Raw genomic sequence first — 19,389 nt, forward strand, 5'->3', positions numbered from 1 at the left:
TTAGCGAAGGCGTTTCGGAATCATCATCCCCACAGGTTGCGATCCATTCAGTTCAGTCAGTGCGTAAACCATCGCATCGAGGCGGTCAGGTGATTTCTTCGCGGTGGCGGGGATGTATTCCATCAGCTGGTTCTCCAGCACGTAGAGATTGCCATGGTTTGCCACGCGGCCCTGTTCGTATAGCGCTGAGATTGGTTCAGCTCGAGCATATTTCCCTTTGCTGGCATGGACACGGATGATGCGACCTTTGAACCCGGCGTTGCGGAGTGTCTCCTCCGCCATATCGCCGCCCTGGTTAGTCTCAATAACTATCGCGTCAGCTTCGTGTTGCTCATAAGCCGATATGGCTTTCTTGGCCCATCCTGCAGGAGAATATTTGCCACTGTAATCGCCATCCACAGAAAATTGTTTTTTGTCACCAGCGCCATATGAACTGGCAACAACAATCCCGGTTTCATCGCTTTCATCACTGTTGGTCGCCTGCGGGTCGATAGCTACGACGGTGCGAACTTTGTCGTAATGAATTTGCAGCTCGCGTGCTGCGCTGATCATCACTTCTGTCCACAGAGCGCCTTCAGCATTAAACCTTCGAGGCTTCTGCATGTACTGCGCTTCAGCAGTCCGTCGGTGAGAGAACAGAGATACGCGATGCGATTCATTGTGCTTAAACGGCCACAACCAGCCATCAGGCAGACCATGGTCAATCGGTATGGCGTGGGTGTTTTCAGGATACTGCGCAGCGTATGGCTGACTATTGTCGATAATCACCGGCAGATTCAGATGATGCCACTTCTCACCACTCCCGCCTCGCAGCAAGTAGCCGCTCAGGTCGTGATAGTGGATCCGCTGCATGATGACTATCATCGGCGTCGTCTCGATCGCCAGTCGTGATTTGATTGTCTCGTTGAAACGGTTGTTGACGCCGTCGCGGACGATCTCGGAATAAGCATCATCCGGCTTGACGGGGTCATCGATAATCAGTGCGCCCTGCCAGCCTGGCTCCATATGGCCAGCACGGAACCCGGTAACCTGCCCGGCAGCTGACGACGCATAAACGCCCCCGCCATTCTCAGTCCACCACATCGCCTTGCTGTCGGCGTCATCGCGCAACAACATCGGCCACATGGACTGGTACGCCTGCGACTTAATCATGCCGCGCGCTGTGGATGAGTTCAGCAGCGCCAGGTTATGCGAATAGGACAGGTGCATGAAACGGGCCCGGCAGTTCAGCGCCAGCCCTCGGCCCATCATATTGATGGTCGCCAGTTCCGTTTTCGTGTAGCCAGGTGGAACGTTAATGATCAGGCGTTGAATCTCACCATCAATGACGCGATCCAGTGTTTGCTGAATCACCTTGTGGTGTGGCGCGACAATCATCTTGCCGCCGGTGCGCTGCTTGAAGAAGTAGCGAGCGTAATAGAGCCCGTCCTCTTCGCATTCAACCTTACGGGCAAATGCCCTTTGCTCAGCAGTCGTCATCCTCCATCATCTCCTGCCGTGCGGATTTGTATTCCTCTTTGCTCATGGTGATCGTCTGGATAGCGCCACCATTCGGTCCGGAATGTTCAAACTTATGCTTATTGGTATAAGCGTCGCCGCATTCTTTCGCCGCCTGCTCGATAATCTCGGCAGTTAGCGCGAGGTTCTTCATGCCCTCGGCGCGCGTAGCCATACGGTCGAGCACGCGAAGGCGATACGCCTTATTGGCGATTGGAATATCTGAAATCTCATTCTGGAATCGTTCGCGAGTTGCGTTGAAAAGTTCGACCCACTTTTTTGCGAGCGTCTTACCGCTGGCCTTCGTATGGTCGTGAGATTCGGCCTGTTGCCGGGTTATATTGATCCCGAATTCTTTTTGGACAGCCTCGACCACCTGCGATGGCGTGTCATAACACGCAAGCGACTGAATGATGAAGGCTTTCACATCAGGTTTTAATGAAGCCATAAATCACCACTCGTCTTATACAGTCCAGTATTTAAGCCAGTTTCAGCATGCACGTCCCGCACGCTCTGGCGATGTTAAGTTTTGCCACCTCTGCAGGTTGATTGGCTGCGTCAACCAGCTCTTTCACTTCAGTGCTCGCCCCGTATCTACGTACGACACCAACGAACTCTTCAACATCGTGGCCGCGCAATGTGAGAACTGGCTGCCCAGTCTCCTTATTGAACTTAGGTGCGCCGAAATCATCAGTGGACTGGGCAATGTGGTAAAGCTCATGCTCTACCAATGCGCAGAACTCGAGGTCGCTGCATTGTGAACAATAATCGGCGGCCAACGTGATGATGAACTTCGGGATGCGCCCAAACCATTCATACATCTGCTGTTCCATTCTTGCCTTCTGCCATCCACCGGCGCGGAGCATTACTTGCTCGGCTTGACCGAGGACATACCGCCCTTTCTTCGCGAATGATTCAGACGCCCACATAAAGCAGAGGTCAGCTTCAAGCAAATGCTCATGGTCAGGGTTGTGGATGCTGCCGGTATCGCTGAGGATTTGCCGGTTTATCCACTCATGTACCTCATTGGCAGGAATAAGTCGCGTGTATGGCTGCCAGTTGTCGGAGGCGATGAAGTTAACCGGAGGATATGGCCTTTTTTCTTCTATCTCTGCCATATTGGAATATTCCACTGGTTAGTTGATATCCCGCCCGTAGGCGCACATAAAATAAACTCTGCTTTATCGAGCCTTCTTGGTAGAAAACTCTGTAAAACACTCTCGATTTCTTCTACCCCCGCATCGAGATGGCGAGCAATGAGGGATAAACCAGCGAACAGTCGCCGAAAAACCCGGTATGCATCGTTATTGATTATCTCCACACACTCGCGCTAAGGAGAGGCCCGTCAGCCAGCGGTCATGGTTAATGTGGGGGATACTGCGACGATACAGCGCATGGGGTGAATTCTTGTCGCAGCGGTCGCCACCATCTCACGATGTTGCTACGCCACTTACGGCTTACCCGCCAGCAAGATGTGATCACCATCCTTTCGGGGTTACACAAATCATTTGCACTGCGTATTGATGTAGTCCTGCAAATAGCCAACCTGCTTTGTCACTATTTCGATTCGCTCTCTGAGGGTGAAATAATCCCGTTGAGCGGAGTCTGTAAGTCTGGGGCCGGAAGCATCGCCCAGGCTGCCGGAGCCGGTCGCTCCGTTCGAGGGACATTTTGCGTTGATGCGCAGCCCACACTTGCCATCGCTAACGCAACGCTGCAAATCATCAAGCTGCTTTTTCGCATCAGCTAAGTCCTGAGTGTATTTGGCATCCAGAGCAGCAACATCGCGCTGTCGGGTTGTCATATCGGTGATGGTGGCGTTTGCCAGTGACAGACTTTGCTCTGCATCATCAGCGCGTTTCTTCTCGCTTTTGTAGCTGGCATACGACAGCCACGACGCCAGAGCCAGCAGGAGAATCACTCCCGGTACTATCAGCGACTTCAGGCTGATGTTCATGCGGGGATCTCAACGTGAGGCGCGTCGATGAATTTGGTTTCGATAGGCAGCGCCGGGTCATTCTTCCAGTTGATGCCGAAGCGGAGTTTCAGGCCCTGCTCGTCAGCTGCCTGCTTAACCGCTTTGAGCAGAGGGTGGAACTCTTCAATCTTCCAGGTGGTGTTGACCGGGATGATGTCGACGGCGTGACCGGTCAGGTGACGGCTGTTCATCGTCTGAGATTTCCCGGTAGCGACCAGCTCTTTCTGCCGGGCCTGAGTTCTCAGCCCTTCAATAACGATGAAGTCTACCGGTGTGATTTCCAGCGCGCGGCGAATCACTTTCACCAGGTCAGGATTGACGCCTTTAAGGTTGTTCTCGCTGCGCTGAGAGAATTTGAAATTTTTAGTCATTGCCCGGCCTTCTGGAATACTTTTGCGAGATTGCCGCCGGAGCGCCACACGGCGATGCAGATAGCGATGTTCAGCATCAGCTCGCCCGGGTCAACCTGCAGGTATTTCCCGTAGAGGATGCGGAATGCCGTAAAACCGGCGGCGAGGATCATCATGTACGCCATCCATGCCACGGCAGGACGGTGTCGCTTTCCGTTCTTACTGAAGAACAGCAGCCTGATGGCGATAAGCGCGCAGATAATGGCGTTTACATCAAGAACGATGGCTTGCCATGTCATTTACCTTCCTCCTCCAGTCCCGGCATTTTCCCCCGTTTTGATTTGGCGAGGATGCGAAGCAGGACTGCGACAGAGATGGAAGCGGAAACCAGCGCGCCAATATTCGGGGATACTTCGATGCTCACCGGAGGCTGCAACAGGCCAAGGGCGGTGTTAATCACCCCGGCCAGTATCTTCGCCATCGGTACCGAGAAGAACACCCCACCGACAAAGCTGATGACGGCGAACAGGAACTGCTTCCACAGTTGGTGTGGATCGGATGTCAGAACGTACATTGCTGCGCCAGCCAGCGCGCACAGCATTACGCCGGGCGTTGCCTCGGGGAACAGAGATGCGAACGTCACTCCGATTGTTGCGGACGTTACACCGCCAGCAATGGTTAGAGGTTCAGACATAGGTGGTCCATGTGTAGAGAAGGCCGTCAGACACGAGGGCTACGTGGCATCTGAGGGTGATTGTCTGCGGCCTGAGTAAAAAAGGCGGGTTCTGGTCCGCCAATCGATGGGTGCTGCGTTGCGCTATGCGCTTATAGTCCCAGATAGTGGGTATTCCAGATACGAAAAAGCCCCGGCTATTAACCGAGGCTCTTTTGTGTAATTCAGTCGACAACCAAAGCTATGGCGACGATATCAGATTTACATGAAATATATGCGTTTCAGTTCGGTTTTGCAATACTTTGGTCGTAATTTGTCGCCTTTTGTTGTGAACGTGATCGCGTTACCGAAATGAGAGACTGACTATCGAGCCGTGTGAAACTGCTCCGCATTGCCAGCCAGTGCGGCAGATAGGTTTCCGTAAAGGTTGATTTAGCCACGCCTACCAGTTCGGCCAACGCCTGGTACTCGTAAACGTCACGTCCGGCCAGTTCAGCCTTAACATCCTGCGCCGCCAGCCAGATCAGAGCCTTCAACCTGTCCATCGTCTTGCCGGCCACCTTCTTCACGCCCAGCCGCGCCCTGAACTCACCCCATGCCCACTGAGTAATTGCCACCTGGTTCTCCCAGCGCACGTTCTCGCTGTAATTCCAGAGCAGCCACGCTTTCTGGTGTTCCTCAAGCGACAGGACCGCCCGACGCCACGACGCGGTGGAGTATTCGACCGGCTGAACCAGAGGAATGTGTGACCCCTTAGCGCGGGACTGCTGCCCTGGGATCGGCGGATTACTAGGGTTGATCAGCTTACCGTTCTCTGGGTTAATCACCTTCACACGGGAGCGGCTACGGGGCGTGGCAGTGAACATGGCGTTTTCAGCAAAGGCGACCAGCTGGCCTTTAGTGGCACCACTCAGATCGGCAGTCGCAACGATCAGCTGTTCACGCACATACTGCAGATATTGAACGTTCATTAAGCGGCTTCCTTCTGAGGTTGTTTAGTCTGGCTGTGCTTTGCCACTGGAGGCTGTTTGGCGCGCATGACGCTTTCGGCCTGGTATTTCTGAAACTCTGAGAGGCGCATGTCAGCTAATCCTCTTCAGCAGCCGATACTTTTCGGAAAAACGCCGGCCCTTATTTATCGCTCTGTAAGCCCTCATCCTCTTTAGGTGCTTCAAGTGCATATAGGGCAGCCAACCAAATAAAAGTCCCATCCAGATTGCGAGGTTGAATATCAATTCAAAGCTCATGCTGCCTCCCTGATCAGCTCGTAGTCATTCAGATACAGGCCACCGAAGCTATACAGGATGCCGTCACGGATGTTTTCGAGCGTCGCGTAAGGGAAGTAGTTGAGATAGAACTCTGCAGCTCTGTCAGCTGCGCACAGAAGCTCTGAGTAATGGTTAACTCGCATGACAAACAGAACGTCCTGGAAGATCGCTGCCGTTTCACATGGGTAATGGATTTTGTTCATGCTGCCTCTCCCATACGCAAAGTAATCCCCTGCTGATACCAGTCAGGCGCGGTGAACTCGATACGGCCAAGCATGCCGGTGATGCGGAGGGCTTTCAGTCTTGCCAGCTCCTGCTTGTAGTGCTGATACATCTCCTCTTTCTGCCACGGTTTAATCTTCATCGGGTGTAGAGCGGCGCGGGCCACCTGCTCCACCGTCATTACGCCGTATTCATACTCAGCGTGGCGGGCGAACTGGATAGGCTCCTCTCCCAGACGACGATGACAGCCAACGCAGTGGGCCAACGCATTGAGGGGATGCCAGCGGGTAGAGGTATGGCGGCGTCCGTTGATGTGTGAGCAATGGAGTGATGCGCGGTTAGTGCTGAAATCACGTCCGCAACTTTCACAGCACCAGTTAGCGCGCTCGCGAACCAGCTCAGAAAAAATGGAGTCGTGTTTATCTCTTTTGAGTGCCATATGCTTTCCTTACTGGTCTTGTTTTTCGCGCAGCACCTGAAACTCGCTGCTTTGAGGGATGGTCAGGACGAGGCCGAATTGCGCGCACCACCGCTCCACCTGGCACATGAAATGGTGCATGTCGCCAGTATCAAGATCGGAGGTGTGGCGGAGCTGGCGCTCTACCGTTTTCTCTCCGGTAGTGAAGTCGGTGTATTCAACGTCTTCGTACCCGAGAAAGGTCTTTTTGAGGTTGCGCTTTACCCATTCCTTGGTGGCGTCGGTGCGGCCGGAAGCGATCAGATACGCACTAATTTCCTCGTACCAAACGTGGCTAAGGCTATTTTGCGAAAGGCTGCGCTTTTCACGCCACGGCTTGAGTTGAAGACGGAAGCATTGCCCGTCGTTCAGGAGTGGGCGCAGATGCTGGGTGATAGCATTCAGATTGCCACGATGTAGCTTGATGCCGTCTTTTTGCAGGTTCATACGCCACCTCCGAGAGGTTGCGCAGAATGCAGAAAACCCTCAGCATTGGATAACGCTGACGGCATAAGGTAGGTCGTACTCTTTGTGTTTCGCATCTAATTTCCCAATCAGATGCAGAGGTCACAACCGGGTGCTCAATCCGACTGCGACCTAATTATAACACTAATTTTGAGGGTGAGTAATGTTGCTTGACGTTGCGCCAGTATTAAATATTCACCTTGATAGCGAACACTTTAACCGGCTCCGGCCCGAAGTGAGGGTGAGTTATCACCTTCACTTCATATCCAGAATATGGGACATCGATACGCCTACTCATATCATCACGCTTTGGGTATCCGCGGGTGATAATAAGGCGATCAAATCGTCGAGGTAGCTTTTGGTTGTGACCATGCGATAGCCTGCGACACCAGTATTTATTAACCAGTCGATACTCTTCCGTCTTCTCGCCTGACTTCATCTGGTCGAAGTATTCACCGTTAACAGCCAGTTGAAGGTTAGCCATGATTCACCTCCTGCTTCGGTGCTGCTGGCAGTTCCATCCAGTGAGTTGGTTTGCAATAAACGCCACCACCATTCGGAAGCGATGCAAACCTAAACCATCCATCTGCTTCATTGCGCTCCATGTATCCAACCATCTGCTCTTTCTTATCAGCGCAGTAAACCTGAACGTCAATATCTCGCTCAGGCATCCGCTCACTTACTGGAATCCATGTATCCGGAGCTACCGGAGAGTTGCCAGCCTGAAGCATGGCGGTGCGGCAGTGGTTGAACCCATGAGCCCATGCCAGAGCAACCTCCATGTTGTCTTCTGTTATTTCCTCCGGGACATCTTCCCAGCTAACTTCTTCCGGCACTAACTGCGCTGGCGGGGCGGTGTAGACAATACGAATCGGTGATTCGTGAATAGCATGGTCGTGGTATTGCTCCTCGGTAATATCGCGCCAGCACTCTCCATACATTACCTGATAGATAGTCTCTACATTCCTCGCTGCAATCGCCCCATCAATCACCTTCACAGCATCAGCCATTGCGTAGCCGAGATTGCTGCCATCGCTTTGTGCTGCTGCTTTGCTGAGTATTTCGCTTATCTGGTGCAGGCGATCGAGTGATACAGGACCGTTCGCCGGGTGGTTAGTTGTCATGCCGTAGCCCCTTCTTGATATTTTTCAAACCAGAACACCACTGGGTCAGATTTCATTTCAACCAATCCCATACGAACCAGCGCTTTTCCTTTCCCGGATACAAGGAACTCGCGACGACCATCGCCGATAATTCTCCGATAGTCCTCCAGGCTATTGCAGTGCTTGTGCAGATTGCATGGATGACACGCCGGAACCATATTCTCTTCAGTGTCGTTCTCCGCATGAATCATTCCGCTTCCATTCATGTGGCGCAACACTGGCTTCACATGGTCAGCATGCCACTTATCGCCAAGTGCGCATCCGCAATAAGCGCATCGTCCGCCAAACTTCATGCGTAGCTCTGCGCGTTGTTTTTTCGTCAGTGCCATCTCACTCCCCCTTCACGCCAATGCCAGCGGCGGTGGCTGATTCTTCATGTGCGCGTTTAGCGGCGTTAAGGATTGCTGCCAGTGGCGTATAGCCGCCATCCATTCGGATTGTGTTGTGTATGCCCGCCATCGTATCTCTCAGCTTGCTATGACTGGCAGACAGCACTGCAATCCTGTCCCGATAGTCATCAACCATCCGTCGCACTTGCTCCAGCGGCGTAACGCTGCCACCATCTGGAGGGTCCATGTACTGAGTACCGGGTAGGAGTTCGCAGAGGGAGTTATCCAGCGCCTCAAGTAACGCCTGTTTATCACGTAGAGATTCTTCCAGTTCAGCAGCATGACATTCGCTATCAATGAGGTTGTTCTCTGCTGCTTCCAGCTTTTCACGCGCTTCCCTCATATCGTCACGCATAGCAATCGCAACTGCTTCAAGGGAACCCTTGTCGCGCTGTAGTTGGAGGTTTTCATCCAGCAGAGACAGCACTGCTACGGGACTTGCTGCGGCTATGAATGCAGCATCACTCCGTCCGTTGTCACTGAACACCATGGCGATTTGCTCGCTGTCATCGCCATCAACGGCGTAAACCTCATCGCCGAGTTCAACAACCCATTGCCCTGCTGTCGCATTCTCTGCCGCTTCACGCAGCGCCTGTTTGTTGAGTGCTGTCATTGGGCTGCCTCCAGTTTCGATTTGCGCAGCGCTTCTTTGTAGCTGGCCTTCGCTGCTTTTTTGGTGTCGCACCACTCACCTTCAATATCACGTCGTGGGTAGCCATAAGCCGTGTCGTATGAGCAGCGAAACATTCGGCATTTTCCATCACGGCTGTATTCGACTTCAGGAAGTCGATATCCCAACAACCATTCACTGAAGGGCTGGCAGCTATCAGCATCAAGATATTCTTCGTATCGAGTACGTTTCTTTGGCTCTGGCAGTGCAGAAATTGCCGTTGCTTCACCTTTTTCTGTGACGTGATAAAGCGTTCCGCCGCCTACGAAATCAGGCGCGGGACGGGAGGTAGCTAAACCATCAGATACCAGTTCTTCCCACTTCTCGTTATCCGTATGCCCTTCGCCTGCGAGGAAATAATTACGGTATGGCGTGCGATTACGCTCACTGATGCCCAGCGCATGCTGCATGAGTTCAATTCCAGTGCTCATAGCGCGGCTCCTTTGCGAAGTTGGGCGGCGCGATTGCTGGCCTGCTGGAGAACCATTTTCCAGCCAACGACTTCATGCATATCTGATGAACACCGCTGATTGGAGAGCTTGACCAACATTGTTTCAGCCACGCCAGCCAAGCTATCAAGTTCACGGGCCCGCACTTCAGCCAGGAAAGTGTCGGTCGCTGGGGTTTCGCAGTAGGCATCACGCAAGGCTGGCATGCACTTATCCATCATCAGCTCCATTTCCCCTGCTTCAGCAGCAGCCCAATGAGCCAGAGTTTCTTTTGCCGCAGTCTTCAGCGCCGCGTTCTCAGCAACTACCACAGACAGCTCCCCGCACTTACTCTCGGAGTTAGCGAGCTGTACTGCCAGTTCAATGTTTTTTCTTTCAAGTGATGCGTAGTCTTCATACTTTACGTAGTTGCCAGTTTCAGTTTCCTGCATTGAGGAATCACCGCCAGCGTATGACCAATAACGTTTAACGCTCATAATCCTACCCTCATAAAAAAGGCCCGCTAAGCAGGCCTGTTAATCGATGTTTTTGCGTATTGCATAAAAAAGACCGACTATCACGGCCACGCTTGCAGATAGCTCTGCTATGTAGGCTTCAGTCATGCTCGATTTCCTCTGCCAGTAAACCAATCGAGTGCTTTTACAATGAGTGGGTTTTCCCACCATTCATCAATCCAACGACGCTCATTTTTGTCTCGATAAAACTCTGGTCCGCAGCAGCCATGCCATGACATGAAAACGCAGGTTCCGTCTTCAAGGCGCAAACGGTAAGTTGGATACGTGCAGATAATTCCGTTAGGTATTCGAATGCAGCTCATGCTCTCTTCACTCCGAATGTCTTAACCAGTGCCGACTCCATGCGACCTACGCAGGAGCGTATACGGGCTATCTCTGTCTCTGGGAACATGCTGGATGCCATCTGCTCCAGTGCGCCTTTGAGTGGCTTGCTCTCAACCTTTTCGATACGGGCCATAGCAAAGGCCTTGAGTGATTTCTTGATGCTGCGACCGTCTACACGAGCACATGCGCGGCATAGTTCGGCGTGGAGGATGGTTTCAGGAAATTCTCCGTACTCTTGCTCGATGATTTCCCGGGTGTTGCGTAATTCTTTTTCCATCAGAAGCCACCTTTCTTTTTCGGTTGGGTTTCTCGTCCGCGCCTCATTGCTGCTGCGGATTGCTGGTCAGTGTCGTAGATAGCGCCGTTGTATTGGTTGCAGTAGACGGTTCCGGTATTTCCATGACGGTTTAGCCTCAGAATTAACTCGGTTTCACCTGCCGGAACGCTGTCATCAAATGCGCCTTCTCGGTGAATACCTACCCAGTAATCACAATCCTGCTCAATCTGGCCTGTGTCTCTGGAATCGCTTGGTAAAGGCCGCTTGTTGACGCGCTTCTCGAGTTCACGGTTCAGCTGAGTTAGCAGCACAACGACGCAGCCAAGCTCTTTGGCGAGGTTCTTGAGGCCTTTGGTGATCATCCCGTATGCAAGGTCGTTACGGTCGGCTTTCTCGGCGGTCATGAGCGTCAGGTAATCCACAAGAATCATCCCGACAACGCCTTTCTCTCGCTTGATTCGGCGGCTTTCGCTAACGATGTGCGCCAGTGATAAACCGGGCGTGTCGTCGATGTAGAGCATGTCGATTTCACTTAGTCTCCCGGCGGTCGCCATGGCTTTCTTGAAATCACCGTCATAATCACCCTGGTATTGATCGTCAGCATCGTCGGTTACCGGCATATAGAAAATGCTCGGGTTAACCCCTGACTTCTGACCGACAAGCTTTTCAAGAATCTGATCGCCTGGCATTTCAAGGCTGAACATCAGGGCTGGCTTGCGTTCTCTCACGGCGCAGTTGATAGCCATCTGACCGTAAAGCGTCGTCTTACCCATCTTCGGACGGGCACCGATGACGAATAGCGAACCTTTAACCAGTCCTTTCGGTGCAAGCATCCGATCGAGTGATGGGATACCGGTACTCATTCCGCGCTGCTCTCCGGATGGGTCGAAGCGTTTTTCCAGATCTGTTACCCAGTCCTCCATGACATCACCAAATGAGCGAAGCCCTCTGCGACTACCGGTCTTTGAATGGTCAGTCAGTTGGGTGAATATGCTCTGGATGGCTTCGTACTTCTCCGTAGCGCTCATGCCGTTTCTGGCGTAGAGCAATTCTGTAGCCTCGTTCATGCGCTGGATGCCGTAACGCTCCATGGCTGATTCACGAACCGATGCGGCGTAAGCAACGATGTTTGCGGCGCTTGGTGTGTTCTTGGCGATCTGAGCGATGTAAGCGAAACCACCTACCTGCTCGGTAAGTCCCTTGCTTTCCAGTGAATCGAAAACTGTCAGGCCATCTACCGGCTTGTTATCGCGGAACATCTGACGCATTTCAGCGAAGAGAATCTGGTGAGCTCTGTTGTAAAACGACTCGGGCTTGAGCATTGTAAGAACTCTCTGGACACGCTCGCTACTGTCGTCATCCAGTAACAGTCCACCGATAACGCTTTGCTCGGCTTCTGGGTTGTGAGGAATTGTCATTAGGTCAGCGGTCATCGCGATCTCCTTCTCGAACCTGTGCGTAAAGCTCTGAGTTCAGGATGAATTCGTAATTACGCTTCTGCCAGGTTTTGCCAGTCTTCTGGTCAGGTCGAGATTCGAACATCCACCTGCAGGATGTATGCAGGTAGTTCAGATACTGGCGGAATGCTGTCATGCCGAATGGCTCAGCATCACCAAATTGCTTAGCAATAGGTTTTGCCTCTCTCCAGAACTTCTGGATCAGCTGACGGCGCTTAGGGGTGATGGCATTCCAGCCTCTTGCATCCGGTACACATTCCCGCAAGGTGTTCCAGACTTCTTCACAGGAAAGACGGTTTGTCTTTTCATCAGTTTTCTCCTTGGCGGGGGCGACATACTTACTACCGTTAGGTAGTAAGTTATTTAATATATTGTTATCTGTGGACACTGGCTGGACATCGGCTGGACATATATCGCCGCTAGGCGTTGATGCTACTGGCTTTGCGCTGGACACTGGCTGGACACTGGCTGGACAAAAATTTGACTGATATTCGTCGTATTTAACCACTCTCAAAACAGTAAAACGGTTGTTTGACTTGGTGGTTATCATGCCTAAATTCTGAAACTTTCTGAGCAGCGCTTTGACGCGATCAGCAGACAATCCAGTTTCAGAAGCAAGTGAATTCCTTCCAGTTATAAATTCTCCGCGCTCACAAATAACATTGCCTACATCAGTTGATACTTCTGTTTGCTCATGGTTGGCGCGAAGAAGAAGATGAATCCACAAATGGGCCGCCTCGGGGTCTTTGTAGAACGGCACATCCATGATTTTACGGTGCAGCAAGGCAAACCCCTTACCGCCTTGTGTACGCGGCTGCTGGAGCCTTCTGGCCTCTCTGGCTTCGGCTAAGTTGGATACGTTACTCATGACCTTTATCCTTCAGCATTTGCTTTACCTTCTCCAATTCAGCCCGAAATCGACCAGGCTGTTTGAAGCTGGAAAGATAGCGATCACGCAGTATGTTTTTGTGTGGTTTATCCTGGTCAGGACTGAACTGTTTCATGTATAATTAACTCCTGATTGAGACGTTAAAAATCAATCGTTAGCTGTTCTGATCGCTCGGTTGCCGCCGGGCGATTTTTCTTTCCGCACATTCTCTCTTCCAGCAAGTCAGCCAATCCCACAACCACGCGTGAAATGTCGTCGTCAGTAATCGAGTAACCGATGAATTCGAGTAGTGCAGCCATGCGCGGTATGTAGTGTTGCTTCCACTGAGATACCGATGATTTGTTTACGCCCATGTGCTCAGCTACACGTGTTGTGCCAAGAATGGCGATGCGGTCTAAGATCCAACTCTCAATGTTGCGAGCGCTGGTTTTGTTGCGTGTTGTTAAGTCATCCATTTGTTAAATTCCTTGGTGTTGAAATAGTTAAATAGGTGCGCACCATGCGATGCGCTTTTGTAGTTTTCCTCAGCTTCTGAGGGGCTGATTTTTAAAGAGCGGTATTACTAAGCGGCTTTTTCCGGATTTGGGAACAAGCCTGGAAGGTCTGGTCGAATTTGATACGCCTTAACCTTCCCTCCAGTTGCATCAACAAGGGATGCAACATTTTGTGGGGCCACCTTTGCCTTGCCGTGCAGCCATTTCTGAACAGCTGCCTGACTAACTCCGCACGCTTTGGCTAATTCCTTCTGCGTGCCGACAATGGCAATGGCGGTTTTAATTACAGGATTCATAAAACCACCTCCGTTGTATCCTGTTAAACAATATAAAACCTTGGTTGTTATTTTGCAACTACTTTGGTTGTTTGACCTAACAAAACCTAGGTTGTATTTTCACGGCATGAAAATGACACTTGCAGAACGCTTAAAAGTTGCCATGCGCGAAGCTGGCATGACTCAGATGAATCTGGCTAAGTTGGCTGGTGTGAGCCAAGCCGCAATTCAAAAGCTAACGTCTGGGAACGCCAAAAGCTCAACTAAGATTATCGAGATCTCTCGAGCTTTAGGTGTGCGCCCTGAATGGCTCGCAGAGGAAGTTGGGCCGATGAAGGGCGATGGAAGTACGCCACATCATCCTGATTCAGATATCCCTCCAGAAATGGATTGGAAGCCCGTTGATCCATGGGACAATGAAACCCCTCTTAGCCGTGATGAAGTGGAAGTGCCATTCCTCAAAGATATTGAATTTGCGTGTGGTGACGGAAGCTTATCTGATGAGGACTACAACGGATTTATGCTTCGTTTTTCTAAGTCAACATTAAGACGCAAAGGCATCAATTCTGATGGATCTGGCGTTCTCTGCTTTCCTGCTCATGGGAATAGCATGGAGCCGGTGATCCCAGAAGGAACAACAGTAGCTGTAAACTGCAACGACAAAAAGATTGTCGATGGGAAGCTGTATGCAATTAACCAGGGCGGCTGGAAGCGCCTGAAACTTCTCTACAGAACCGGACCAGAGACATTAACTATTCGTAGTTATAACTCTGCTGAGTGGCCTGACGAGGAAGCTGAGATAGCAAGCGTGGAAATAATAGGTCGCGTATTCTGGTCGTCTACACTCTGGTAACTGATATTTCCCCATTCTAAAGCCCCTTCATGGGGCTTTTTTATTACCTCAATAAAATTATTTTCCTTTAAATTACAACCACAAAACAACCAACCCACAAAATATTACAACCCTAGTTGTTGACAGCGATACAACCATAGTTTTATAGTTACCCCATCGAAACGAAACATCGATGCGGCAACAAGAGTTACCCGCCGCGCCAGACAGGAAGTCAGGCTGCTCATTAACAATTTAGTCCTCAGAATCTGAGGCCGGAGAGAGTTCTTCGGGGTGTGGTGAAGTGCAGTCCAGCGAGACAAGTCGAAGATAAGCATCGACCGCCACACCACCAAAGAACTCACAAGGGGAACCATCATGAACAGAAATCAGGCGCGTCGCCTTGCGGCGTTCAATGCAAAGAAAGCAGCTGAGAAACACTTCGCTAATCGCATTGGTGAAATTCTTAGCGGATGTCCGTCACGAGTAGACCGCGCCACTTCGCTCGGTAGTCTTCGTGACAGCAACACAGGCGGATCTGCATGCTTGCCAGATGTGGCGCTTTACGCCGCGGGTCATCGCAGCAGCAAATCGGTTACGGCGCGTTAATTAACTTATGAGGTGAGGCAATGGGAAAGGTTCTGGCTCCAAATTATAAGGTCTGCTACCGCACAGCAGATCAGGTATCGCGGGTAAAAAATGAGTTGGCTGGTAGCTTTATGTATTTTGCTAAAGCTCAGGATGCGATGGATACCGGTCTGTTCTGCCAGAAAATACTCATTCCGGTTTGGGAGCTTTCCATTGAAGAGCGCTCGGACTTTCTCGGCAAGCGTTACGAGATGGTAAGCAAAGATAGCTTATCTCCATCAGATTATTCACAGGTCGCTTAGGCGGCCTTTTTATTAGCTCACGATACAAACAGAGGGTAAGGCGATGGAAGACGATGATTACACGATGGGAGAGTTTTGGCGCGACATGAAGCCAGAGCTAAAAGAGCGGAGAAGGATTGCGAGAAACTCTGCTCACGATGGGATGAAATCGTTCTTTCAGCGCAATGGGGTTGAGTTTGAGGAAGGCGAAAACACTCTGATATTCAGGACACCGAATGGAACTGTGGCTTATTACCCGCCAAGCAGGAGGATGCAGCATAAAACAACATGGAAGACTTGCAGTCCCACCGCCTGTATGAATTTTGTCAAAAAACTCAGAGCCGCCTAACAAGCGGCTTTTTTCATACCTCAGCGGCTTCTCAGAGGACGCTCAGTTATGAATGGCGGCTATCCACCGCTTAATTTCTTGCAGCGATGAAAATTGCATGCAGAGGTCTTTAGCTCAGCGGCGCGGCTTAAGCGCGGAGATGATTATGACAATTGATATCGAATTTAAATGTAAAAGCGCCACGATAAGCGGTAGCAAGTGGGACGTGGTTAACGTCGAGATTGACTCAGTTGACGTACATGAACTTCTCGAAGCTATTGGTGATAAGACGGTTTTCGAAAGCATTGAGCTTGATGACTACATAGATTCGGCAGAGGAAGCTGGGCATACCAGAGACATTCTGGAGCGCCTTGACGCTGATGAAGTAATTGAGTGGCTTCGCAGGAAAGGTCATCTGGAGGCTGAATCATGACAGTCACCCACAACGGCAAGCAGTACCACGCATCAAAACTCAACGACAACGAGTGGCAACTCTCATCAGTCGATAAACCTCGCGAGAAAATCACAATGAACCGCTGGCAGATGCGCATTGCCGGGTTATTGCAGCAGGTGGAGGGTAAATCATGATTTCACACTACGGAACGACACCAATGATTCGCCAGTGCGTGATGCCTGGAATGATGGCATTGCATGAGGGCCGAACTTATCGCGTATCAGCAGTCATCCAGGAGCGAAAATGGGTGTACCTGCACACAGATGCAGAGATTATCCGGCTCACTGACTGCGTGATTGACGTACTTCTAGACGGTCACGGAAACCCTATCCAACACTAATTCCAAACACATCCCCCTACTCGTCCAGCTATCGCAGACGGGAAGCGCACAACCAAATTTCAGGAGAGACCATGAGTGAAGTAACGGATTTAACTGTCATCGAAATCAAGCCAGAGCAGGCTCCAGTGCTTTACGTAGCGGGCGGCCTTGATGCTTACCTTGAGCAGATCCGCCAGGCTGTTAACGAAGTACCGGATCTGAGCACGAAGAAAGGTCGTGACCGCGTGGCATCTCTGGCGGCGTCGGTATCACGCAGCAAGACGGCAATCGAAAAGCCGGGGCGCGAGTACCTGAAGCGTCTGAAAGAGGCTGTGCGCCCTGCTGAGGCCGAGATTAAGCGGTTCGTTGATGCCTGTGACGAGCTGCGCGACGCGACCCGTCGTCCACTAACCGAATGGGAAGCAGAACAGGAACGCATTAAGTCAGAAGAAGCCATGAACGCGCTGCACGCCGAAGCGCTGGAAATGAACGAAGAGTTTGACCGCCAGCGAGCCGCGAAAATCGAAGCAGACCACGAAATGGCTCTGCTGATGAATGACAAGTTTGACCGTGACCGCGAAGAGCAGCGCAGACTGGCGGAACAGGCTCAACGTGAGCGTGACGAGCGACTGAAGCAGGAAGCGGCAGAACAGGCCCGCCGCGATGCCGAAGCGAAGCACAAAGCAGAGATTGAAGCTGCGGCACGCCGCGAAGCTGAAGAAAAAGCACGTGCTGAAGCTGCGGAACGCCAGCGCATTGAAGCGGAGCAGCGGGCGGCGCGGGAGAAGCAGGAAACAGAAGCCAGGGCGGAACGTGAAAAGGCCGCGGCAGTTGAAGCTGAACGCCTCAAAGCAAAACAGGCAGAAGAAGCCCGCCAGGCCGAAGAGAAGCGCATCGCTGATGAGAAGGCAAAGCGTGAAGCTGACGTGAAGCACCGCAAGACGGTCGGCACCAACATCGTTAACGCGCTCACCAGCCACACCAGCTTAACCCGCGAACAGGCTATCGAAGTGCTTACCGCTCTGAAAGATGACCTGATCCCTTGCGCGAAAATCCATTACTGAGGCAATCATGAACGCATTCCTCACTTACGACCGCATCGAAGATCGGCGATGGGTTGAGCAGAAACTCACCGAAGAGAAAGAGAAGTGGATCGACGACCGGGCGCAGCAAATCATTGACATGATGCCAAAAGAGCCGTCCGGCCTCTTCCACTTCACGGTCCCGATTGATTCCAGCCCATACGAAGGACTTCGCAGCGATAAAGCTGGCGAGGTCTACAACGATTTCATTTCGGCAGTTGCTTACGCCCAGGCGGAGCACGACTGGGAACACCGTACCGGCTGCCCGTTTTAATTTTTGAGGGGATTAACAATGAGCACTGCACTTTCCACCATGGCCGGGAAACTGGCAGCACGCCTCGGAATGGATGCCGGTACAGACCTGATGAATACGCTGAAGAATACAGCGTTTAAAGGTGGCAACGTAACGGACGAACAGTTTACAGCCCTGCTGATCGTCGCCAACCAGTACGGTCTGAACCCATGGACCAAAGAGATTTACGCCTTCCCCGATAAAGGCGGGATTGTCCCGGTAGTCGGCGTCGATGGATGGGCGCGTATTATCAACGAGCACCCGCAGTTTGACGGCATGGAATTCTCTTACGACAAAGAAGAAGGCGCATGCACCTGCAAGATTTACCGCAAAGACCGTAAGCACCCGACCATCGTCACCGAGTACATGGGCGAATGTAAACGTAATACTCAACCCTGGCAGTCCCACCCTACCCGCATGCTTCGCCACAAGACGCTTATCCAGTGCGCGCGCCTGGCCTTTGGTTTCGCTGGCATCTTCGATCAGGACGAGGCAGAGAGAGTTATTGAAGGAACAACGGCAGAGGTTCACGTGGGCCATGAATCAGATAGCCGTCGCCCGGAACTAATCGCAAAAGGTGAGTCTGCCGCGCGTCTTGGTACCGTCAAGTATCAGGAGTTCTGGGTGGCGTTAAGCGGAGAAGAGAAACAGGTGATCGGCGCAGTTGAGAAGCGCCGCATGTATGACATGAGTCTTGCAGTCGACAGTGCCGAACCTGTCAATGTCGCAGAGATGGAGGCTGAATGATGGAACAACGCACCCCTGAATGGTTTGCTGCGCGCTGCGGCAAGGTCACAGCCAGTCGCCTGGCTGATGTCATGGCCCGTACTAAGTCTGGCTACTCCGCCAGCCGCCAGAACTACATGGCAGATCTGATTTGCCAACGGCTGACCGGGAAGATGGAGGAAGGGTTTTCGAATGCCGCGATGATGCGAGGTACCGAACTGGAGCCAGTAGCCCGTGAGATGTATGCGCTAAATGAGTTCGATGCTGAAATCACTGAAGTTGGACTCATCGATCACCCAGCCATCTATGGATTCGCAGCCAGCCCGGACGGACTTGTTAACGACGACGGGCTTATCGAAATCAAATGCCCCAACACTTGGACCCATCTTGAAACGCTGAAAACAGGTGAGCCAAAGCGCCAGTACATGCTGCAAATGCATGCACAGATGATGTGCACCGGGCGGAAATGGTGTGATTTCGTTAGTTTCGATGATCGCTTGCCGCCTGATCTCGCGTATTTCAAGAAGCGTATTAATTTCGATGAAGAACTTGCGCGAGAAATCGAATCTGAAGTTAAGAGCTTTCTTGCGGATCTGGAATCTGAGATCCAGAAAATAAAATGCCATGGTAAAGCGGCATGAGCAGCGTCGCATGGCAACCGTGGGAAAACCTGTTCCT

At 51.8% G+C, this 19,389-nt stretch carries 35 protein-coding genes; 11 read left to right on the forward strand and 24 right to left on the reverse strand.

Annotation, left to right across the window (positions count from 1 at the left end; translation table 11 throughout):
* The 24 genes from OGW44_RS14300 to OGW44_RS14415 form a co-directional block, all read right to left on the reverse strand.
* On the reverse strand, positions 1-1,479 hold the full coding sequence (locus OGW44_RS14300) for a phage terminase large subunit family protein (RefSeq protein ID WP_286454180.1): 1,479 nt from the start codon (positions 1,477-1,479) through the stop codon (positions 1-3).
* Entirely contained in the window at positions 1,466-1,945 is a 480-nt protein-coding gene (locus OGW44_RS14305; RefSeq protein ID WP_147186418.1) for a DUF2280 domain-containing protein, read from the reverse strand. The genes OGW44_RS14300 and OGW44_RS14305 overlap by 14 nt, the downstream gene beginning before the upstream one ends.
* Positions 1,946-1,976: 31 nt before the next feature.
* Positions 1,977-2,615, reverse strand: coding sequence for a putative metallopeptidase (locus OGW44_RS14310; RefSeq protein WP_137376308.1), 639 nt, complete (start codon positions 2,613-2,615; stop codon positions 1,977-1,979).
* A 386-nt stretch (positions 2,616-3,001) separates the two neighbouring features.
* A complete protein-coding gene (locus OGW44_RS14315) occupies positions 3,002-3,454 on the reverse strand; it encodes a lysis protein (RefSeq protein WP_286454183.1) in 453 nt (150 codons plus the stop codon).
* Positions 3,451-3,846 (reverse strand): M15 family metallopeptidase, encoded by a 396-nt coding sequence (locus OGW44_RS14320; RefSeq protein WP_286454184.1) that lies wholly within the window; start codon positions 3,844-3,846, stop codon positions 3,451-3,453. The genes OGW44_RS14315 and OGW44_RS14320 overlap by 4 nt, the downstream gene beginning before the upstream one ends.
* Complete coding sequence (locus tag OGW44_RS14325; RefSeq protein WP_286454186.1) at positions 3,843-4,124, reverse strand: phage holin family protein; 282 nt, start codon at positions 4,122-4,124, stop codon at positions 3,843-3,845. Before OGW44_RS14325 ends, OGW44_RS14320 begins: the two co-directional genes overlap by 4 nt.
* A complete protein-coding gene (locus OGW44_RS14330; protein WP_061353777.1) occupies positions 4,121-4,519 on the reverse strand; it encodes a putative holin in 399 nt (132 codons plus the stop codon). The genes OGW44_RS14325 and OGW44_RS14330 overlap by 4 nt, the downstream gene beginning before the upstream one ends.
* A gap of 260 nt (positions 4,520-4,779) precedes the next feature.
* Positions 4,780-5,469, reverse strand: a complete 690-nt coding sequence (locus OGW44_RS14335; RefSeq protein WP_286454187.1) for a bacteriophage antitermination protein Q — start codon at positions 5,467-5,469, stop codon at positions 4,780-4,782.
* A complete protein-coding gene (locus OGW44_RS14340) occupies positions 5,469-5,579 on the reverse strand; it encodes a PPVAKH motif-containing phage-derived small protein (protein WP_286454188.1) in 111 nt (36 codons plus the stop codon). Before OGW44_RS14340 ends, OGW44_RS14335 begins: the two co-directional genes overlap by 1 nt.
* Before the next feature lie 162 nt (positions 5,580-5,741).
* On the reverse strand, positions 5,742-5,969 hold the full coding sequence (locus tag OGW44_RS14345) for a hypothetical protein (protein ID WP_182269010.1): 228 nt from the start codon (positions 5,967-5,969) through the stop codon (positions 5,742-5,744).
* Positions 5,966-6,427 carry a hypothetical protein gene (locus OGW44_RS14350; protein ID WP_286454190.1) on the reverse strand — a complete coding sequence of 154 codons (462 nt, stop codon included), beginning with the start codon at positions 6,425-6,427 and terminating at the stop codon, positions 5,966-5,968. The genes OGW44_RS14345 and OGW44_RS14350 overlap by 4 nt, the downstream gene beginning before the upstream one ends.
* A gap of 9 nt (positions 6,428-6,436) precedes the next feature.
* Entirely contained in the window at positions 6,437-6,892 is a 456-nt protein-coding gene (locus tag OGW44_RS14355; protein WP_286454191.1) for a YbcN family protein, read from the reverse strand.
* 205 nt (positions 6,893-7,097) lie between these two features.
* A complete protein-coding gene (locus tag OGW44_RS14360; RefSeq protein ID WP_181533257.1) occupies positions 7,098-7,394 on the reverse strand; it encodes an ASCH domain-containing protein in 297 nt (98 codons plus the stop codon).
* Complete coding sequence (locus OGW44_RS14365; RefSeq protein WP_286454193.1) at positions 7,387-8,034, reverse strand: DUF551 domain-containing protein; 648 nt, start codon at positions 8,032-8,034, stop codon at positions 7,387-7,389. The genes OGW44_RS14360 and OGW44_RS14365 overlap by 8 nt, the downstream gene beginning before the upstream one ends.
* Positions 8,031-8,402, reverse strand: coding sequence for an HNH endonuclease (locus OGW44_RS14370; RefSeq protein ID WP_286454194.1), 372 nt, complete (start codon positions 8,400-8,402; stop codon positions 8,031-8,033). The genes OGW44_RS14365 and OGW44_RS14370 overlap by 4 nt, the downstream gene beginning before the upstream one ends.
* A 1-nt stretch (position 8,403) precedes the next feature.
* A complete protein-coding gene (locus OGW44_RS14375; protein WP_286454195.1) occupies positions 8,404-9,075 on the reverse strand; it encodes an ead/Ea22-like family protein in 672 nt (223 codons plus the stop codon).
* Positions 9,072-9,563: a hypothetical protein gene (locus tag OGW44_RS14380; protein WP_286454197.1), complete on the reverse strand. Its 492-nt coding sequence runs from the start codon at positions 9,561-9,563 to the stop codon at positions 9,072-9,074. The genes OGW44_RS14375 and OGW44_RS14380 overlap by 4 nt, the downstream gene beginning before the upstream one ends.
* Entirely contained in the window at positions 9,560-10,057 is a 498-nt protein-coding gene (locus OGW44_RS14385) for a hypothetical protein (RefSeq protein WP_286454198.1), read from the reverse strand. The genes OGW44_RS14380 and OGW44_RS14385 overlap by 4 nt, the downstream gene beginning before the upstream one ends.
* A gap of 337 nt (positions 10,058-10,394) precedes the next feature.
* Positions 10,395-10,697, reverse strand: coding sequence for a hypothetical protein (locus OGW44_RS14390; RefSeq protein WP_286454199.1), 303 nt, complete (start codon positions 10,695-10,697; stop codon positions 10,395-10,397).
* Positions 10,697-12,130, reverse strand: coding sequence for a DnaB-like helicase C-terminal domain-containing protein (locus OGW44_RS14395; protein ID WP_286454200.1), 1,434 nt, complete (start codon positions 12,128-12,130; stop codon positions 10,697-10,699). The genes OGW44_RS14390 and OGW44_RS14395 overlap by 1 nt, the downstream gene beginning before the upstream one ends.
* On the reverse strand, positions 12,120-13,022 hold the full coding sequence (locus OGW44_RS14400) for a DNA replication protein (RefSeq protein ID WP_286454201.1): 903 nt from the start codon (positions 13,020-13,022) through the stop codon (positions 12,120-12,122). The genes OGW44_RS14395 and OGW44_RS14400 overlap by 11 nt, the downstream gene beginning before the upstream one ends.
* Positions 13,015-13,158 (reverse strand): DUF2740 family protein, encoded by a 144-nt coding sequence (locus OGW44_RS14405; RefSeq protein ID WP_196615259.1) that lies wholly within the window; start codon positions 13,156-13,158, stop codon positions 13,015-13,017. Before OGW44_RS14405 ends, OGW44_RS14400 begins: the two co-directional genes overlap by 8 nt.
* A gap of 25 nt (positions 13,159-13,183) precedes the next feature.
* Positions 13,184-13,498: a CII family transcriptional regulator gene (locus OGW44_RS14410; RefSeq protein ID WP_286454203.1), complete on the reverse strand. Its 315-nt coding sequence runs from the start codon at positions 13,496-13,498 to the stop codon at positions 13,184-13,186.
* A 107-nt stretch (positions 13,499-13,605) separates the two neighbouring features.
* Positions 13,606-13,833 carry a transcriptional regulator gene (locus tag OGW44_RS14415; RefSeq protein WP_048280695.1) on the reverse strand — a complete coding sequence of 76 codons (228 nt, stop codon included), beginning with the start codon at positions 13,831-13,833 and terminating at the stop codon, positions 13,606-13,608.
* A gap of 106 nt (positions 13,834-13,939) precedes the next feature.
* On the opposite strand from OGW44_RS14415, the gene OGW44_RS14420 reads away from it, so the two are divergent.
* The 11 genes from OGW44_RS14420 to OGW44_RS14470 all read left to right on the forward strand — a co-directional run bounded on the left by OGW44_RS14420 (position 13,940) and on the right by OGW44_RS14470 (position 19,352).
* Positions 13,940-14,665 (forward strand): XRE family transcriptional regulator, encoded by a 726-nt coding sequence (locus OGW44_RS14420; protein WP_286454253.1) that lies wholly within the window; start codon positions 13,940-13,942, stop codon positions 14,663-14,665.
* A 354-nt stretch (positions 14,666-15,019) separates the two neighbouring features.
* On the forward strand, positions 15,020-15,250 hold the full coding sequence (locus OGW44_RS14425; protein ID WP_133085963.1) for a transcriptional antitermination N peptide: 231 nt from the start codon (positions 15,020-15,022) through the stop codon (positions 15,248-15,250).
* 20 nt (positions 15,251-15,270) lie between these two features.
* Positions 15,271-15,531 (forward strand): hypothetical protein, encoded by a 261-nt coding sequence (locus tag OGW44_RS14430; protein ID WP_286454207.1) that lies wholly within the window; start codon positions 15,271-15,273, stop codon positions 15,529-15,531.
* Between the two features lie 43 nt (positions 15,532-15,574).
* Complete coding sequence (locus OGW44_RS14435; RefSeq protein WP_185655153.1) at positions 15,575-15,859, forward strand: hypothetical protein; 285 nt, start codon at positions 15,575-15,577, stop codon at positions 15,857-15,859.
* 145 nt (positions 15,860-16,004) lie between these two features.
* Complete coding sequence (locus OGW44_RS14440) at positions 16,005-16,271, forward strand: hypothetical protein (RefSeq protein WP_185655152.1); 267 nt, start codon at positions 16,005-16,007, stop codon at positions 16,269-16,271.
* Positions 16,268-16,426 carry a hypothetical protein gene (locus OGW44_RS14445; RefSeq protein ID WP_185655151.1) on the forward strand — a complete coding sequence of 53 codons (159 nt, stop codon included), beginning with the start codon at positions 16,268-16,270 and terminating at the stop codon, positions 16,424-16,426. The genes OGW44_RS14440 and OGW44_RS14445 overlap by 4 nt, the downstream gene beginning before the upstream one ends.
* Positions 16,423-16,632, forward strand: coding sequence for a cell division protein FtsZ (locus OGW44_RS14450; RefSeq protein ID WP_137397858.1), 210 nt, complete (start codon positions 16,423-16,425; stop codon positions 16,630-16,632). The genes OGW44_RS14445 and OGW44_RS14450 overlap by 4 nt, the downstream gene beginning before the upstream one ends.
* A 71-nt stretch (positions 16,633-16,703) precedes the next feature.
* On the forward strand, positions 16,704-17,675 hold the full coding sequence (locus tag OGW44_RS14455) for a hypothetical protein (protein ID WP_185655150.1): 972 nt from the start codon (positions 16,704-16,706) through the stop codon (positions 17,673-17,675).
* 7 nt (positions 17,676-17,682) lie between these two features.
* Entirely contained in the window at positions 17,683-17,967 is a 285-nt protein-coding gene (gene gamL / locus OGW44_RS14460; RefSeq protein WP_069219607.1) for a host nuclease inhibitor GamL, read from the forward strand.
* 18 nt (positions 17,968-17,985) lie between these two features.
* Positions 17,986-18,732, forward strand: a complete 747-nt coding sequence (bet, locus tag OGW44_RS14465) for a phage recombination protein Bet (RefSeq protein ID WP_069219606.1) — start codon at positions 17,986-17,988, stop codon at positions 18,730-18,732.
* Positions 18,729-19,352, forward strand: coding sequence for a lambda exonuclease family protein (locus OGW44_RS14470; protein WP_069219605.1), 624 nt, complete (start codon positions 18,729-18,731; stop codon positions 19,350-19,352). The genes bet and OGW44_RS14470 overlap by 4 nt, the downstream gene beginning before the upstream one ends.
* Positions 19,353-19,389 lie beyond the last annotated feature (37 nt).

Source organism: Citrobacter sp. Cb023, from assembly GCF_030336805.1.
Lineage (GTDB): Bacteria > Pseudomonadota > Gammaproteobacteria > Enterobacterales > Enterobacteriaceae > Citrobacter > Citrobacter braakii.

Bases quoted from the DNA above. Each gene is read 5' to 3' on its own strand.
- OGW44_RS14415 (WP_048280695.1), bottom strand. From the start codon at position 13,833: ATGAATCCTGTAATTAAAACCGCCATTGCCATTGTCGGCACGCAGAAG.
- OGW44_RS14320 (WP_286454184.1), bottom strand. From the start codon at position 3,846: ATGACTAAAAATTTCAAATTCTCTCAGCGCAGCGAGAACAACCTTAAA.
- OGW44_RS14340 (WP_286454188.1), bottom strand. From the start codon at position 5,579: ATGCGCCTCTCAGAGTTTCAGAAATACCAGGCCGAAAGCGTCATGCGC.
- OGW44_RS14305 (WP_147186418.1), bottom strand. From the start codon at position 1,945: ATGGCTTCATTAAAACCTGATGTGAAAGCCTTCATCATTCAGTCGCTT.
- OGW44_RS14410 (WP_286454203.1), bottom strand. From the start codon at position 13,498: ATGGATGACTTAACAACACGCAACAAAACCAGCGCTCGCAACATTGAG.
- OGW44_RS14420 (WP_286454253.1), top strand. From the start codon at position 13,940: ATGAAAATGACACTTGCAGAACGCTTAAAAGTTGCCATGCGCGAAGCT.
- OGW44_RS14425 (WP_133085963.1), top strand. From the start codon at position 15,020: ATGAACAGAAATCAGGCGCGTCGCCTTGCGGCGTTCAATGCAAAGAAA.
- OGW44_RS14440 (WP_185655152.1), top strand. From the start codon at position 16,005: ATGACAATTGATATCGAATTTAAATGTAAAAGCGCCACGATAAGCGGT.
- OGW44_RS14335 (WP_286454187.1), bottom strand. From the start codon at position 5,469: ATGAACGTTCAATATCTGCAGTATGTGCGTGAACAGCTGATCGTTGCG.
- OGW44_RS14370 (WP_286454194.1), bottom strand. From the start codon at position 8,402: ATGGCACTGACGAAAAAACAACGCGCAGAGCTACGCATGAAGTTTGGC.
- OGW44_RS14350 (WP_286454190.1), bottom strand. From the start codon at position 6,427: ATGGCACTCAAAAGAGATAAACACGACTCCATTTTTTCTGAGCTGGTT.
- OGW44_RS14360 (WP_181533257.1), bottom strand. From the start codon at position 7,394: ATGGCTAACCTTCAACTGGCTGTTAACGGTGAATACTTCGACCAGATG.
- OGW44_RS14325 (WP_286454186.1), bottom strand. From the start codon at position 4,124: ATGACATGGCAAGCCATCGTTCTTGATGTAAACGCCATTATCTGCGCG.
- OGW44_RS14390 (WP_286454199.1), bottom strand. From the start codon at position 10,697: ATGGAAAAAGAATTACGCAACACCCGGGAAATCATCGAGCAAGAGTAC.
- OGW44_RS14315 (WP_286454183.1), bottom strand. From the start codon at position 3,454: ATGAACATCAGCCTGAAGTCGCTGATAGTACCGGGAGTGATTCTCCTG.
- OGW44_RS14385 (WP_286454198.1), bottom strand. From the start codon at position 10,057: ATGAGCGTTAAACGTTATTGGTCATACGCTGGCGGTGATTCCTCAATG.
- OGW44_RS14365 (WP_286454193.1), bottom strand. From the start codon at position 8,034: ATGACAACTAACCACCCGGCGAACGGTCCTGTATCACTCGATCGCCTG.
- OGW44_RS14455 (WP_185655150.1), top strand. From the start codon at position 16,704: ATGAGTGAAGTAACGGATTTAACTGTCATCGAAATCAAGCCAGAGCAG.
- OGW44_RS14375 (WP_286454195.1), bottom strand. From the start codon at position 9,075: ATGACAGCACTCAACAAACAGGCGCTGCGTGAAGCGGCAGAGAATGCG.
- OGW44_RS14345 (WP_182269010.1), bottom strand. From the start codon at position 5,969: ATGAACAAAATCCATTACCCATGTGAAACGGCAGCGATCTTCCAGGAC.
- OGW44_RS14330 (WP_061353777.1), bottom strand. From the start codon at position 4,519: ATGTCTGAACCTCTAACCATTGCTGGCGGTGTAACGTCCGCAACAATC.
- OGW44_RS14395 (WP_286454200.1), bottom strand. From the start codon at position 12,130: ATGACCGCTGACCTAATGACAATTCCTCACAACCCAGAAGCCGAGCAA.
- OGW44_RS14405 (WP_196615259.1), bottom strand. From the start codon at position 13,158: ATGAAACAGTTCAGTCCTGACCAGGATAAACCACACAAAAACATACTG.
- gamL (WP_069219607.1), top strand. From the start codon at position 17,683: ATGAACGCATTCCTCACTTACGACCGCATCGAAGATCGGCGATGGGTT.
- OGW44_RS14450 (WP_137397858.1), top strand. From the start codon at position 16,423: ATGATTTCACACTACGGAACGACACCAATGATTCGCCAGTGCGTGATG.
- OGW44_RS14310 (WP_137376308.1), bottom strand. From the start codon at position 2,615: ATGGCAGAGATAGAAGAAAAAAGGCCATATCCTCCGGTTAACTTCATC.
- OGW44_RS14435 (WP_185655153.1), top strand. From the start codon at position 15,575: ATGGAAGACGATGATTACACGATGGGAGAGTTTTGGCGCGACATGAAG.
- OGW44_RS14445 (WP_185655151.1), top strand. From the start codon at position 16,268: ATGACAGTCACCCACAACGGCAAGCAGTACCACGCATCAAAACTCAAC.
- OGW44_RS14430 (WP_286454207.1), top strand. From the start codon at position 15,271: ATGGGAAAGGTTCTGGCTCCAAATTATAAGGTCTGCTACCGCACAGCA.
- OGW44_RS14380 (WP_286454197.1), bottom strand. From the start codon at position 9,563: ATGAGCACTGGAATTGAACTCATGCAGCATGCGCTGGGCATCAGTGAG.
- OGW44_RS14300 (WP_286454180.1), bottom strand. From the start codon at position 1,479: ATGACGACTGCTGAGCAAAGGGCATTTGCCCGTAAGGTTGAATGCGAA.
- OGW44_RS14470 (WP_069219605.1), top strand. From the start codon at position 18,729: ATGATGGAACAACGCACCCCTGAATGGTTTGCTGCGCGCTGCGGCAAG.
- OGW44_RS14400 (WP_286454201.1), bottom strand. From the start codon at position 13,022: ATGAGTAACGTATCCAACTTAGCCGAAGCCAGAGAGGCCAGAAGGCTC.
- bet (WP_069219606.1), top strand. From the start codon at position 17,986: ATGAGCACTGCACTTTCCACCATGGCCGGGAAACTGGCAGCACGCCTC.
- OGW44_RS14355 (WP_286454191.1), bottom strand. From the start codon at position 6,892: ATGAACCTGCAAAAAGACGGCATCAAGCTACATCGTGGCAATCTGAAT.